A 13,572-nucleotide genomic window follows, 5' to 3' on the forward strand; every position below is an offset into this window, starting at 1 on the left:
GCTACGCGCGCGCGCCGGCGCGGCCGGCGGCGCTGGTGGCGCGGTAGGCGCCGGGGCGCAGCCCGGTCCAGCGCCGGAACGCGCGGTGGAACGCGCCCGGCTCGGCAAAGCCGAGCCCGGCCGCGATCTCCGCCAGCGAGCGGCTGGAATGGCTGAGCGCCTCGATGGCGAGGTCGCGCCGCATCTCGTCCTTGATCTGCTGGTAGGTGCCGCCCTCCTCCATCAGCCGCCGCCGCAGCGACGACGCAGACATGTGCAGCCCCTGCGCGAGCTGCTCGAAGGTCGGCCAGCGCTCCGGCGGCTGGGCCCGCAGTTGGCGCCGCACGCGCGCCATGACGCTGGCGCGGTCGCTGTACTTGACCACCACGTTGTGCGGCGCCTCGCGCAGGAAGGCCTTGAGGCTGCGCTCGTCCTGGTGCACCGGCTGCGCCAGCCAGCGCGCGTCGAACACCAGCGCCGTGGCGGGCTGGCCGAACGCGAGGTGGCGCGAGTACATGCGGCGGTACTCGGCCGCGTAGGGCGGCTCGGCATAGCTGAACGCGGCCAGCAGCACCGGCACGCGGCGGCGCAGCAGCCAGCTCATCAGGCCATGCAGCATGATGAGCATGGTCTCCTGCGCGAACACGCCCGGCGCGCGGCCCGAGGGCGCCGTCAGCACCAGCGCCGCGCGTTCTTGCCCACGCTCGTGCCCGCGTTCGTGCTCACGCTCATGCCCGTCCCGCGGCGCGGCCAGCGCGGCGCCGGCCGCCTCGCCCTCGCGCACCAGGCGCACGCCGATGTCGTCGAGCAGCAGCCCGAAATAGCGCGCCACCCGCTCCAGCCCCTGCGCCAGCGTCTTGCTGCCCGCCACCGCGTGGCACAGCATGGCGAAGCTGCCGCGCTTCATGCGGCGCGAATCCTGGCCGAAGAATTCATCGTCGAGCGCGGCCGCCACCTCCATCCACAGGACGCTGTAGCTGGCCGCCGACACGCGCGCCTGCGGCACCGACAGCAGCGCCGGCGCGATGCCGGCGGCCTGCAGCACCGGCTCCGGCGCGATGCCGCGCGCGCGCAGCCCGCCGATGGCGTGGTGGACGAAGCAGATGGCGACGCTGTGTTTTTCCATTGGCATGACGGGCGTGGACGGGCCAGGAGACTGGCAAACGAGTTCAGCAAATCTGGCGGATTCTGGCATACCGCCGCCCCGGGCGTCTTCCTACACTGCTGCCAACGCCCCTTGCCGGCACGCCCCTCCCCGCCGCCGGCGCCACGCCATCCTCACCGCGATCCGCCCATGCAACACGAATTCACCGAACAGCAAGCCATGATCCGCGACACCGCGCGCGCCTTCGCCAGCGAGCGCCTCGCGCCGCGCGCGGCGGCCTGGGACCGCGCCGGCCACCTGCCGCCCGAGGTGGTGGCGGAGATGGGCGCGCTCGGCCTGCTCGGCATGATCGTGCCGGAGGAATGGGGCGGCACCTATACCGACTACGTGGCCTACGCGCTGGCCATCGAGGAAATCGCCGCGGGCTGCGCGGCCTGCGCCACGCTGATGAGCGTGCACAACTCGGTCGGCTGCGGGCCGATCCTGCACTACGGCAGCGAGGCGCAGAAGACGCGCTACCTGCCCGCGCTGGCCGCCGGCGAGATCATCGGCGCGTTCTGCCTGACCGAGCCGCAGGCCGGCTCCGAGGCGCACAACCTGCGCACCCGCGCGCGCGAGACCGAGGACGGCTGGGTGCTCGACGGCAGCAAGCAGTTCGTCACCAACGGCCAGCGCGCCGGCGTGGCCATCGTGTTCGCCGTCACCGAGCCGGCGCAGGGCAAGCGCGGGCTGTCGGCCTTCGTGGTGCCCACCGACACGCCCGGCTTCATCGTGCACGCGCCCGAGCGCAAGCTCGGCATCCGCGCCTCCGACACCTGCGCCATCACGCTGGAAGACTGCCGCGTGCCGCGCGATGCCCTGCTCGGCGAGCCCGGCGAGGGCCTGCGCATCGCGCTGTCCAACCTGGAGGGCGGGCGCATCGGCATCGCCGCGCAGGCGCTCGGCATCGCGCGCTCGGCCTTCGAGGCGGCCTGCCGCTACGCCGCCGAGCGCGTGCAGTTCGGCCGCGCGCTGCGCGAGCATCCGCCCATCGCCAACATGCTGGCCGACATGGCCACCGAGCTCAACGCCGCGCGCCTGCTGGTGCACCGCGCCGCGCGCATGCGCACCGCCGGCCTGCCGTGCCTGTCCGAGGCCTCGCAGGCCAAGCTCTATGCCTCCGAGCTGGCCGAGCGCGTGTGCTCCAAGGCGCTGCAGATCCACGGCGGCTACGGCTACCTGGAAGACTACCCGGTCGAGCGCCACTACCGCGACGCGCGCATCACCCAGATCTACGAAGGCACCAGCGAGATCCAGCGCATGCTGATCGCGCGCAGCCTTTGAGCCGCGCAGTACCCGCATCCCGCATCCCGCATTCAGAAACCAGAAACCAGAACCGACGGAGACAAGATGAGTGCCCAATCCGCAAACACGGCCGCCGCAGCGCCCGCCGTCAAGCTGCTGATCAACGGCGAGTGGGTGGAGTCCGCCGCCACCGAGTTCCGCACCGTGGTCAACCCGGCCACGCAGGCGGTGCTGGCGCGCGTGCCGCTGGCCACGCCGGCCGAGGTCGATGCCGCGGTCGGCGCCGCGCAGCGCGCCTTCGCCACCTGGCGCCACACGCCGCTGGGCGCGCGCCTGCGCATCATGCTGCGCTACCAGGCGCTGATCCGCGAGCACAGCAAGCGCATCGCCGCCATCCTCACCGCCGAGCAGGGCAAGACCCTGGCCGACGCCGAGGGCGACATCTTCCGCGGCCTCGAAGTGGTGGAGCACGCCTGCTCGATCGGCACGCTGCAGCAAGGCGGCTTCGCCGAGAACGTGGCTGCCACGGTCGACACCTACACGCTGCAGCAGCCCATCGGCGTGTGCGCCGGCATCACGCCGTTCAACTTCCCGGCCATGATCCCGCTGTGGATGTTCCCGATGGCCATCGTGTGCGGCAACACCTTCGTGCTCAAGCCGTCCGAGCAGGACCCGCTGTCCACCGTGGAGCTGGTCAAGCTGGCGCTGGAAGCCGGCGTGCCGGCGGGCGTGCTGAACCTGGTGCACGGCGCGCGCGAGGTGGTCGACGCCCTGTGCACGCACCCGGACGTCAAGGCGGTCTCGTTCGTCGGCTCCACCGCGGTCGGCACCCACGTGTACGAGCTGGCCGGCGCGCACGGCAAGCGCGTGCAGTCGATGATGGGCGCCAAGAACCACGCCGTGGTGCTGCCCGACGCGCACCGCGAGCACACCCTCAACGCGCTGGCCGGCGCCGCCTTCGGCGCGGCCGGGCAGCGCTGCATGGCGACCTCGGTGGCGGTGCTGGTCGGCGCGGCGCGCGACTGGCTGCCCGAACTGGTGGCCAAGGCCGCCACGCTCAAGGTCGGCGCCGGCCACGAGCCCGGCACCGACGTCTGCCCGGTGGTCTCGGTGGCGGCGAAGCAGCGCGTGACCGGCCTGATCGACGCCGGCGTGCGCGAAGGCGCCACCCTGCTGCTGGACGGGCGCGGCGTGCAGGTGCCGGGCTACCCGGACGGCAACTTCGTCGGCCCGACCGTGTTCGCCGACGTGACCACGGAGATGTCGATCTACACGCAGGAAATCTTCGGCCCGGTGCTGGTGGTGATCGGCGTGGACACGCTCGACGAAGCCATCGCGCTGGTCAACCGCAACCCGTTCGGCAACGGCACCGGCGTATTCACGCAGAGCGGCGCCGCGGCGCGCAAGTTCCAGAGCGAGATCGACGTGGGCCAGGTCGGCATCAACATCCCGATTCCGGTGCCGGTGCCTTATTTCAGCTTCACCGGCTCGCGCGGCTCCAAGCTCGGCGACCTCGGCCCCTACGGCAAGCAGGTGGTGCAGTTCTACACCCAGACCAAGACCGTCACGGCGCGCTGGTTCGACGACGCGACGGTAAACGACGGGGTGAATACCACCATCAGCCTGCGCTGAACGGCGCCACCACCAAGGAGCACACATGCATATCGCCTTCATCGGCCTCGGCAACATGGGCGCGCCGATGGCCCGCAACCTGCTCAAGGCGGGCCACGGCCTGACCGTGTTCGACCTCAACCCCGCCGCGCTCGCCTCGCTGCGGGCCGACGGCGCAACGGTGGCGCAATCGGCGCGCGAGGCTGCCGCCACGGCGGACTTCGTCATCACCATGCTGCCCGCCGCGGCCCACGTGCGCGCGGCCTACCTGGACCAGGACGGCGTGCTGGCCGGCGTGCGGCCGGGCGTGCCGCTGGTGGATTCGAGCACCATCGACCCGGCCACCATCCGGGCGCTGGCGGTGGAAGCCGGCAAGCGCGGCAACCCGATGGCCGACGCGCCGGTCTCGGGCGGCACCGGCGGCGCGCAGGCCGGCACGCTGACCTTCATGGTGGGCGCGCCGCCCGACCTGTTCGAGCGCATCCGGCCGGTGCTGGCCGGCATGGGCCGCAACGTGGTGAGCTGCGGCGACACCGGCACCGGGCAGGTCGCCAAGATCTGCAACAACCTGATCCTCGGCATCTCGATGATCGGCGTGTCGGAGGCGATGGCGCTGGGCGTGCGGCTGGGCATCGACGCCAACGTGCTGGCGGGCATCGTCAACACCTCCACCGGGCGCTGCTGGGCGGCCGATACCTGCAATCCGTACCCGGGCGTGATCGAGACCGCGCCGGCCTCGCGCGGTTATACCGGCGGCTTCGGCGCGGACCTGATGCTCAAGGACCTCGGCCTGGCCGCCGACGCGGCGCGCGGCGTGCGCCAGCCGCTGTTCCTCGGCGCGCTGGCGCAGCAGGTCTACCAGGCCATGAGCCAGGCCGGCGACGGCCAGCTCGACTTCTCCGGCGTGATCCGCCGCTACCTGGACACGGAGCGCGCGGCATGATCGAGCACGTCATCGACGGGCACGTCGCCCGCCTCACCCTCAAGCGCCCGCCCGCCAACGCCTTCACCGCCGAGGGGCTGGAACAGCTGCGCGCGCTGGTCGGCGCGCTCGATGCCGACGCGCGCGTGCGCGCCATCGTCATCACCGGCGACGGCGGCAAGTTCTTCAGCGCCGGCGCCGACCTCAACGGCTTCGCCGAGGGCGACCGCGCCCATGCACGGATGATGGCGCAGCGCTTCGGCGCCGCCTTCGGCGGCGCTGCAGAACGCGCGCGCGCTCGTGATCGCCGCCATCAACGGCTATGCGATGGGCGGCGGGCTGGAATGCGCGCTGGCGTGCGACGTGCGCATCGCCGAGGAGCAGGCGCAGATGGCGCTGCCCGAAGCCGGCGTGGGCCTGCTGCCGTGCGGCTGCGGCACGCAGACGCTGCCGTGGCTGGTCGGCGAAGGCTGGGCCAAGCGCATGATCCTCACCGGCGAGCGCGTCGATGCCGCCACCGCGCTGCGCATCGGCCTGGTCGAGGAAGTGGTGCCCGCCGGGCAGGCGCTCGACGCGGCGCTCAGGCTGGCCGGGCGCGCCTGCAACGTCAGCCCGCGCGCGGCCGCCTACAGCAAGCAGCTGGTCCACCTGGCGCGCCAGGGCGTGCCGCGCGGCCCCGCGCTGGCGCTGGAGCGCGAGCGCTTCGTCGACCTGTTCGACGGCGAGGACCAGCGCGAGGGCGTCAACGCCTTCCTGCAAAAACGCGCGCCGCAATGGCGCAATGCCTGAGGAACACGCCATGCGCCTGAACCCGGACGACGCCGGCAGCGCCGCGCAAGCGGCGGCCGAAGTGCGCTTCGAAGAGATCAACGGCGTGGGCGTGGCCACGCTGGACCGCCCGCGCCAGCTCAACGCCCTGTCCTACCCCATGATCGGCGCGCTCGACGCGCGGCTGGCGGCCTGGGCCGCGCAGTCGGACATCCGCGCGGTGCTGCTGCGCGGCGCCGGCGGCAAGGCCTTCTGCGCCGGCGGCGACATCCGCGCGCTGTACGACAGTTTCCACGCCGGCACGCCGCTGCACCGCCAGTTCTTCGTCGACGAATACCGGCTGGACTACCGCCTGCACCGCTATCCCAAGCCGGTGGTGGCGCTGATGGACGGCATCGTGATGGGCGGCGGCATGGGCCTGGCGCAGGCCGCGCGCCTGCGCGTGGTCACGGAGCGCGCGCGCGTGGCCATGCCCGAGACCGGCATCGGCCTGGTGCCGGACGTGGGGGCGAGCTTCTTCCTCGGCCGGCTGCCGCTGGCGCTGTCGCTCTACGTGGGACTGACCGGCGTGACGCTGGGCGCGGCCGACGCGCTGCTGTGCGGGCTGGCCGATATCGCCGTGCCGGCCGCGCGCCTGGACGACCTGGACCAGACCCTGGCCGCCGTCCGCTGGAGCGGCGACCCGCTGGCCGACCTGCGCGCGGCCTTGCAGCCGCCCGCCGATGCCGCGGCAGCCACGGCCGGGCAGGCGCCGTTGCAGCCGGTGCTGCCCGCCGTGCACAGGCACTTCCATGCCGACGCCGGCGTGGCCGGCCTGTTCGCCTCGCTGGCGGCGGAAACCGATCCGCGCTACGCGCAGTGGGCCGCCGACACGCTCGGCATCCTGCGCAAGCGCTCGCCGCTGATGACGGCGGTCACGCGCGCGCTGCTGCTGCGCGGCCGGGAGCTCGACCTGGCAAGCTGCTTCCGCATGGAGCTCGGCGTGGTCTCGCGCGCGTTCACGCAGGGCGATTTCATCGAGGGCGTGCGCGCGCTGATCGTGGACAAGGACAACGCGCCGCGCTGGCGCGTGCAGGCGCCGGAGGCGGTCGGCGAGGCCACGGTGCAGTCCTTCTTCGACAGCCCGTGGCCACCCGCGGCCCATCCGCTGGCGGCGCTGGGGTAAAGCCCCCCGCCGCCTACGCGCCGCCGGCTTTGCCGCGGCGGCGCAACTGCCGGACCGCGCTGCTGGAGCCGATCGCGCGCGCGGCGGCGACCACCTGCGGCCCCAGCCCGGCGCACGCTTCCTCGAACGACCAGCGGCTCGACGGCGCCGACACGTTCACCGCGCCGAGCGGCTGCCCGCTCGGCCCGAGGATGGCCGCGCTGACCGTGATGTCGCCGGTGTAGTACTCGCCGTTGGTCGAGGCGAAGCCGTCCTCGCGCGCCTGCGCGACCGCGCTGCGGATCTCGGCGATGCGCGTCAGCGTGGTGGGCGTGTAGGCCACCCGCTCGCTCTGCTCCAGGATCTCGGTCACTTCCTTCGGGTCCAGGTGCGACATGATGGCGCGCCCGCCGGCGGTGCAGTACATGGGGATGCGCATGCCGAGCGGCATGTTGACGAACATCTCCTTGTGCGTGGGGAAGCGCGAGATGTACGTCATGTGCAGGCCGTCGCGCTCGGACAGCGTGGTGGTTTCCTCGCAGGTGCGCACCAGCGCGTGGAGATACGGCGTGGCCGAGTTCAGCAGCGCGCTGGTCTGCAGGTAGCGCAGCCCCACTTCGAGCGTGCGCGGCGCCAGCGCGTATTCCTTGGTGAGCGGGTCCTTCTTGAGGTAGCCGACCGCCAGCAGCGTATGCGTGAAGCGCTGGATCGCGCTCTTGGTCATGCCGGTGGCGTCGGCCAGCTCCGCCAGGTTCATCGACGGCTTGCCTTCCCAGAAGGCGGTCAGCACGTTCAGGCCGCGGGCGAGCGAGGTGACGAACAGGCGCGATGCCTCGGGCGACTCGTCCGGGCTGTTTGGGTCTGTCATGGCAGGCTTGGCTGACAAGGAAAACTCCGCATGTTAATGGATACGCCGCCGGCGGGCTGCTAGCCGTGCAGGATCTGGCCGAGGAATTCGCGCGCGCGCGCCGTGGCGGGCGCGCGGAAGAAGTCCTCCGGCGCCGCCGATTCGACCACGCGCCCCTTGTCCATGAAGATCACGCGGTCGCCGACCTGCCGCGCGAAACCCATCTCGTGCGTGACGCAGATCATGGTCATGCCGTCGTCGGCCAGCGAGATCATGGTGTCCAGCACTTCCTTGACCATCTCCGGGTCGAGCGCCGACGTGGGCTCGTCGAACAGCATGATCCGCGGTTCCATGCACAGGCTGCGCGCGATCGCCACGCGCTGCTTTTGCCCGCCGGACAACTGGCCCGGATACTTGGCCGCGTGCTGCGGAATCTTCACGCGCTCCAGGTAGCGCATCGCGCGCGCCTCGGCCTCGCGCCGGGGCACCTTCCTCACCATCATCGGCGCGAGCGTGCAGTTCTCCAGCACGCTCAGGTGCGGGAACAGGTTGAAATGCTGGAACACCATGCCGACCTCGGCGCGGATGCGCTCGATGTTGCCCATGCCCGCGCTCATGGCCATGCCGTCGACCACGATCTCGCCTTCCTGGTGTTCCTCCAGCCGGTTGATCAGGCGGATGGTGGTGGACTTGCCCGAGCCGGACGGCCCGCACAGGATCACCTTCTCGCCGGCGCGCACCTGCAGCGACACGTCGTCGAGCACCTTGAAGTCGCCGTACCACTTGGAGACGTTGGTCATGCGGATGATCTCGTTGCCGGCATCCGCGCCGGCCTGCGTCGTGTTCATGTCGGTTCGCCTCATGCCTTGGACAGATGATCGTGGCCGGCCGCGCCGTCCCAGTAGCCGGGCACCGCGAGGCGCCGCTCGCCCCAGCGGAACGCGCCGGACACCACGCTGCACAGCAGGAAATAGACCGCGCCCACGAGGCTGTACACCAGCAGCGACTTGAAGGTCGCGCCGGCCAGCATCTCGCCCGCGCGCATCAGCTCGTAGACGCTGATCACGGCCACCAGCGAGCTTTCCTTGACCAGCACCAGCGCATAGTTGCCCAGCGCCGGGAAGATCATGCGGCCGGCCTGCGGCAGGATCACCGCGCGCAGCCGCTGCAGCCGGGTCAGGCCGAGCGCGCGCGCCGCCTCGTACTGGCCCGCGTCGACGGACTGGATGCCGCCGCGGAACAGTTCCGCCAGGTAGGCGGACAGATTGATGGTCAGCCCGATCACGCCGGCCACGAAGCCGGGCAGCACGATGCCGATCTCGGGCATGCCGTAGTAGATGAAGAACAGTTGCACCAGCAGCGGCGTGCCGCGGATGATTTCGATGTAGCCCTTGGCCACGCCGCGCACCAGCCCGTTGGAGGACATGCGGCAGAAACACACGACGAGGCCCAGCGCCACCGCGAGGAAAGCGGTGGGGAAAAACAGGGCGATCGTCGCGCTCGCACCCTCGGCGAGCGGGAACAGGTACATCTTCAGGGTGGCCAGGTCCACGGTCGAACTCCAGTCGATTCAAAAAACCCGGGACGGCCCGCGCGCGGGCGCCCCGGCATGCCTGCTACTTGGCGGCGACGTTGCCGGACAGCCCGCCGATGCCCCAGCGGCCGAGAATGGCTTCGATCTCGCCGCTCTTTTCCATGTCCTGCAGCGCGGCGTTGACCGCGGCCAGCAGCGCGGCGTTGTCCTTCTGCACCGCCATGCCGACCAGCCAGCGCTTGACCGGCTTGTAGCTGTCGTCGAGACGCACGCCGGGGATGCCCTTGGACTTGATCTGGTACGCGATGCTGGGCGGATCGACGATGCCCAGGTCGACGCGGCCGACGCGCACGTCGGTCAGCAGCGTGGGGTAGTCCTGGTAGGTCGAGACCTGCGTGCCCGGCAGGTCCTTCATCATGGCGAACTGCACGCTGTCGACCAGCGCGCCGACCTTGGCGCCCTTGAGGTCATCGAAGCGGGTGTACTTCCTGGCGGCCTTGTCGCTGACCACCACGCCCTCGCCCCAGCCATAGATCGGCGTGGAGAACGACACCGCCTTGGCGCGTTCCTCGGTGATGAACAGCGGCGCGGACATCAGGTCGGCACGGCCCGAGGTCAGCGTGGGAATCAGACCGGCGAACGGCACGTCGCTAAGCTTGACTTCCACGCCCAGGCGCTTGCCCACGCCCTGCGCGACCTCGACCATCACGCCCTTGAGCGTGCCGCTGGCGGGGTCCATGAAGCCGTGCGGCGGGCTGGCCGCGGTGGTGACGATGTTGATGGTCTTGCTGGCCTTGATCTCGTCCAGCGTGCGGGCCTGCGCGAGGCCCGACCAGGCGGCGGCGCACAGCGCGACGGCGGTGATGGCTGCGGTCAGTTTCATGTCGTTTCTCCGGGTGGTGCGATGGGGGATGGCGGAACAGATCGGCAAAAATCAGCGGCAAAAAATCAGCGCATCAGGTGCGCGAAGCGCTGCGGAAACACGCGCACCGTCTCCGCGGCGAGGCAGAGGAACTCCTGCATCACGGTGGCGGCGAGGAAGGCCGTCATGCCGCCCACGTCGTGCGGCGGCGAGACGGTGTTGACGTCGAAGGCGACGAAGTTCAGCCCGCGCAGCGCGCGCAGCAGGCTCAGCCCCTCGCGCGCGGTCAGGCCGCCCCACTCGGGCGTGCACACGCCGGGCGCGCAGGACGGGTCGAACAGGTCCATGTCGAAGCACAGGTAGACCGGGCGGTTGCCCACCTGCTCGCGGATGCGCACCAGCACCTCTTCCTGGCGCGGCGCGAACTCGCCGAACGGCACCACGTTGTAGCCCACCGAGCGGCCGAACGGGATCACGCCCGGCATGAAGGTGAGGCCGCGCGTGCCCACGTGGAAGCTGTTGGCGGGGTCGACCAGCTTCTCCTCGGCCGCGCGCGTGAAGGTGGTGGCGGTGTTGTAGCCGCCGATGTCGTAGGTGTCGGTGTGCGAATCGAAATGCAGCACCACGAGGTCCGGATGATGGCGCGCCACGGCGCGCATCTGCGGCAGGCTGACCGCGCCGTCGCCGCCCATCGTGACCGTCATCGCGCCGGTGCGCTGCACCTGCTCGATGGCCGCCTCGATCCGCGGGAACGAGGCCTCGACATCGCCCGGCGTGCACGCCACGTTGCCCAGGTCGGTCAGGCGCAGGAAGTCGAACGCGTTGTCGGTCTCGCCGGCGGGCGCCACGTCGTAGGGGCGCAGCAGGCGCGCCTGCTCGCGGATGGCGTCCGGGCCCTGCCGCGCGCCGATGCGGAACGCATGCGAGCCGCAATCGAACGGAATGCCGATGACCGTGGCCAGCGGCGGCAGCGCCGGGCGCTCGCGCGCGGCGGGTGCATTCATGAACGGCAGGGCCGGGGTGAACAGCGGGGAACCTCTTTGCATGCGGGCCTCTCAGGCGTGGGGGCCGACGCCCGGTGCGGCGCGGCCTGTGATCTTGCACTCGAATCTTGCACTCTCTTCATATCGCAATGCGATACGATCAGATTGCAGTTTCAGTCGCAACATTTATGCCACCCGGCGCGCACGCACGCCTATCGGCGTTTTTACCTAGGAAGGACGGGGCTTTGCGCGGGCGGCGGGCCGCCGCCGCCCGCTGCCGGCCGCGTGTGACGGACCGGCAGGAATGCACCGCCAGAAGGCATGCGCGCACGGCGATGGTGCCGGAGCGTGCGCGAAGAAGAGGAGGAAGAAGGGAAAGAGGAAAGGGAAAGTGAAGCCGAGGCCGGCGCGGTCGGCGCCGGATCGCCGGCAAACCCGGCGCCGGCAAATCCGAATTCGCCGGCGGCGCCAACGGTTCGCGCCCCCCGCCCATGCAATGGGAGAGGGGCGAACACAAGCGGCAAGCTGACTCTGCCGCCGGCCCGGAGCCGGCAACTGCCGCCCCGGCCCGCTCCGGCCTAGGTGCGCGCCTTGGCCGCGTGGCCGTGCGCCGCGTGCTCGTCCACGGGTACCTTGACCAGCCCGTCGGCGCGGAACATCGCCTTGATGCCGCGCACGGCCTGGCGGATGCGCCCTTCGTTCTCGATCAGCGCGAAGCGCACGTACTCGTCGCCATAGTCGCCGAAGCCGATGCCCGGCGACACGCAGACCTTGGCCTTGGCCAGCAACTGCTTGGAGAACTCCAGCGAGCCCAGCGCGCGGTACGGCTCGGGAATGCGCGCCCAGATGTACATCGCCGCCTTGGGAATCTCCACCGGCCAGCCGGACTCGATCAGCCCGCGCGCCAGCACGTCGCGGCGCGCCTGGTAGTGCGCGGCGATTTCTTTCACGCACTGCTGGTCGCCTTCGAGCGCGGCGATGGCCGCCACCTGCAGCGGCGTGAAGGTGCCGTAGTCGTGATAGCTCTTGATGCGCGTGAGCGCCGCCACCAGCTCCGGGTTGCCGACCATGAAGCCGATGCGCCAGCCCGCCATGTTGTAGCTCTTGGACAGCGTGAAGAACTCCACCGCGATGTCCTTGGCGCCCGGCACCTGCATGATCGACGGCGCTTTCCAGCCGTCGAACACGATGTCGGCGTAGGCCAGGTCGTGCACCACGAAGATGTCGTGCTTGCGCGCCAGCGCGATCACGCGCTCGAAGAAGTCCAGCTCCACGCATTGCGCGGTGGGGTTCGACGGGAAGCCCAGCACGATCATCTTCGGCTTCGGGTAGCTGCCGCGGATGGCGCGCTCCAGCTCGGCGAAGAAATCCACGCCCGGCACCAGCGGCACCGAGCGGATGTCGGCGCCGGCGATCACCGCGCCATAGATGTGGATGGGATAGCTCGGGTCCGGCACCAGCACGGTGTCGCCGCGGTCCAGCGTAGCCAGCATCAGGTGCGCCAGGCCTTCCTTGGAACCGATGGTGACGATGGCTTCGGTGTCCGGGTCGATCTCCACGCCGTAGCGCTCGCGATACCAGTGCGAGATGGCGCGGCGCAGGCGCGGAATGCCCTTGGAAGCCGAGTAGCCGTGGGTGTCGGGCCGCTGCGCGGCCTCCGTGAGCTTGGCGACGATGTGCGGCGGCGTGGCGCCGTCCGGGTTGCCCATGCTCATGTCGATGATGTCTTCGCCACGGCGGCGCGCCGCCATTTTCAGCTCGGCGGTGATATTGAAGACGTACGGGGGGAGACGATCGATGCGCGCGAAACGGCGCTTGCCTGCGGAGGCGGACATGTTTTTCCTTGAACGTAAGCGCCCGGAACCGTCCGAGCGACGCTGCCGGCCGTTGTTTGCGGCCGAACGGGAAAGATCTTAGCGGCGAACCCGCGCGGCGTCCAAGGATTTTCGCAACGCGGCGGCGCGCATCCGCATGCGGCGCATGCCGCGGCTAGCGCGCGGCATGCTCGTCCACTTTGCGCACCTCGCGCACCTTGCGCACCACCGCGTCGTCCGGCCCCAGCAGGCGGCCGTCGGCGGCGCGCACCTCGAGCGGCGGCACCGGCTGGCCGTCCGCGGTATCCACCAGCACGGAATGCGCCTCGCCGGGCGCGTAGAAGAAGGCTTCGCCCCACTGGCGCAGTCCCACCACCACAGGGAACAGCGCGCGGCCGCGCGGCGTCAGCACGTATTCCTGGTAGGCGCTGCCGTCGGAGGCCGGCGCCTGCTCCAGGATGCCGTGCGCGAGCAGCGTGCGCAGCCGGTCGGCCAGGATGTTCCTGGCCAGCCCGAGGTTGCGCTGGAATTCGCTGAAGCGGCGCAGGCCGTCGAAGGCGTCGCGCACGATCAGTAGCGACCACCAGTCGCCGATCGCGTCGAGCGAACGCGCCACCGGACACTCGGCACCTTCCAGGCTGGTTCGCCGCACCATCGCGCCACTCCTTTCACACGCCGCCGGTGCCGCGCCGCGGGATGCGGCGCGCGGCGTGGCCCGC

At 70.9% G+C, this 13,572-nt stretch carries 12 protein-coding genes and 1 pseudogene; 5 read left to right on the top strand and 8 right to left on the bottom strand.

Annotated features, from left to right (window positions below):
- Nucleotide 1 precedes the first annotated feature (1 nt).
- A complete protein-coding gene (locus tag KF708C_RS11200; RefSeq protein ID WP_059411812.1) occupies nt 2–1,105 on the bottom strand; it encodes an AraC family transcriptional regulator in 1,104 nt (367 codons plus the stop codon).
- Between the two features lie 168 nt (nt 1,106–1,273).
- On the opposite strand from KF708C_RS11200, the gene KF708C_RS11205 reads away from it, so the two are divergent.
- The 5 genes and pseudogenes from KF708C_RS11205 to KF708C_RS11225 all read left to right on the top strand — a co-directional run bounded on the left by KF708C_RS11205 (nt 1,274) and on the right by KF708C_RS11225 (nt 6,834).
- Nucleotides 1,274–2,407 (top strand): acyl-CoA dehydrogenase family protein, encoded by a 1,134-nt coding sequence (locus KF708C_RS11205; protein WP_020204950.1) that lies wholly within the window; start codon nt 1,274–1,276, stop codon nt 2,405–2,407.
- Between the two features lie 66 nt (nt 2,408–2,473).
- On the top strand, nt 2,474–4,000 hold the full coding sequence (locus KF708C_RS11210) for a CoA-acylating methylmalonate-semialdehyde dehydrogenase (protein WP_059411813.1): 1,527 nt from the start codon (nt 2,474–2,476) through the stop codon (nt 3,998–4,000).
- 25 nt (nt 4,001–4,025) lie between these two features.
- Entirely contained in the window at nt 4,026–4,922 is an 897-nt protein-coding gene (gene mmsB, locus KF708C_RS11215; RefSeq protein ID WP_020204952.1) for a 3-hydroxyisobutyrate dehydrogenase, read from the top strand.
- A pseudogene (locus KF708C_RS11220) lies at nt 4,919–5,690 on the top strand (enoyl-CoA hydratase). The gene mmsB and the pseudogene KF708C_RS11220 overlap by 4 nt, the downstream one beginning before the upstream one ends.
- A gap of 10 nt (nt 5,691–5,700) precedes the next feature.
- The gene (locus KF708C_RS11225; RefSeq protein WP_059411814.1) at nt 5,701–6,834 is read left to right on the top strand and encodes an enoyl-CoA hydratase/isomerase family protein; all 1,134 of its coding nucleotides are present in this window, start codon (nt 5,701–5,703) and stop codon (nt 6,832–6,834) included.
- Nucleotides 6,835–6,847: 13 nt separating this feature from the next.
- On the opposite strand, the gene KF708C_RS11230 is transcribed toward KF708C_RS11225, so the two are convergent.
- The 7 genes from KF708C_RS11230 to KF708C_RS11260 form a co-directional block, all read right to left on the bottom strand.
- A complete protein-coding gene (locus tag KF708C_RS11230) occupies nt 6,848–7,681 on the bottom strand; it encodes an IclR family transcriptional regulator (protein ID WP_059411815.1) in 834 nt (277 codons plus the stop codon).
- Nucleotides 7,682–7,740: 59 nt separating this feature from the next.
- Nucleotides 7,741–8,508 (bottom strand): amino acid ABC transporter ATP-binding protein, encoded by a 768-nt coding sequence (locus KF708C_RS11235; protein ID WP_197090342.1) that lies wholly within the window; start codon nt 8,506–8,508, stop codon nt 7,741–7,743.
- Between the two features lie 11 nt (nt 8,509–8,519).
- Nucleotides 8,520–9,212, bottom strand: a complete 693-nt coding sequence (locus tag KF708C_RS11240; RefSeq protein WP_020204958.1) for an amino acid ABC transporter permease — start codon at nt 9,210–9,212, stop codon at nt 8,520–8,522.
- Between the two features lie 64 nt (nt 9,213–9,276).
- The gene (locus KF708C_RS11245; protein ID WP_020204959.1) at nt 9,277–10,077 is read right to left on the bottom strand and encodes an ABC transporter substrate-binding protein; all 801 of its coding nucleotides are present in this window, start codon (nt 10,075–10,077) and stop codon (nt 9,277–9,279) included.
- A 65-nt stretch (nt 10,078–10,142) separates the two neighbouring features.
- Nucleotides 10,143–11,060, bottom strand: a complete 918-nt coding sequence (locus KF708C_RS11250) for an arginase family protein (protein WP_059411891.1) — start codon at nt 11,058–11,060, stop codon at nt 10,143–10,145.
- 557 nt (nt 11,061–11,617) lie between these two features.
- On the bottom strand, nt 11,618–12,874 hold the full coding sequence (gene alaC / locus KF708C_RS11255) for an alanine transaminase (protein ID WP_020204961.1): 1,257 nt from the start codon (nt 12,872–12,874) through the stop codon (nt 11,618–11,620).
- Between the two features lie 154 nt (nt 12,875–13,028).
- Entirely contained in the window at nt 13,029–13,508 is a 480-nt protein-coding gene (locus KF708C_RS11260; protein ID WP_059411816.1) for a winged helix-turn-helix transcriptional regulator, read from the bottom strand.
- Nucleotides 13,509–13,572: the final 64 nt, after the last annotated feature.

Origin of the sequence: Cupriavidus basilensis (assembly GCF_000876015.1) — a bacterium.
Lineage (GTDB): Bacteria > Pseudomonadota > Gammaproteobacteria > Burkholderiales > Burkholderiaceae > Cupriavidus > Cupriavidus basilensis_B.

Bases quoted from the DNA above. Each gene is read 5' to 3' on its own strand.
- KF708C_RS11200 (WP_059411812.1), bottom strand. From the start codon at position 1,105: ATGGAAAAACACAGCGTCGCCATCTGCTTCGTCCACCACGCCATCGGC.
- KF708C_RS11205 (WP_020204950.1), top strand. From the start codon at position 1,274: ATGCAACACGAATTCACCGAACAGCAAGCCATGATCCGCGACACCGCG.
- KF708C_RS11210 (WP_059411813.1), top strand. From the start codon at position 2,474: ATGAGTGCCCAATCCGCAAACACGGCCGCCGCAGCGCCCGCCGTCAAG.
- mmsB (WP_020204952.1), top strand. From the start codon at position 4,026: ATGCATATCGCCTTCATCGGCCTCGGCAACATGGGCGCGCCGATGGCC.
- KF708C_RS11225 (WP_059411814.1), top strand. From the start codon at position 5,701: ATGCGCCTGAACCCGGACGACGCCGGCAGCGCCGCGCAAGCGGCGGCC.
- KF708C_RS11230 (WP_059411815.1), bottom strand. From the start codon at position 7,681: ATGACAGACCCAAACAGCCCGGACGAGTCGCCCGAGGCATCGCGCCTG.
- KF708C_RS11235 (WP_197090342.1), bottom strand. From the start codon at position 8,508: ATGAACACGACGCAGGCCGGCGCGGATGCCGGCAACGAGATCATCCGC.
- KF708C_RS11245 (WP_020204959.1), bottom strand. From the start codon at position 10,077: ATGAAACTGACCGCAGCCATCACCGCCGTCGCGCTGTGCGCCGCCGCC.
- KF708C_RS11250 (WP_059411891.1), bottom strand. From the start codon at position 11,060: ATGAATGCACCCGCCGCGCGCGAGCGCCCGGCGCTGCCGCCGCTGGCC.
- alaC (WP_020204961.1), bottom strand. From the start codon at position 12,874: ATGTCCGCCTCCGCAGGCAAGCGCCGTTTCGCGCGCATCGATCGTCTC.
- KF708C_RS11260 (WP_059411816.1), bottom strand. From the start codon at position 13,508: ATGGTGCGGCGAACCAGCCTGGAAGGTGCCGAGTGTCCGGTGGCGCGT.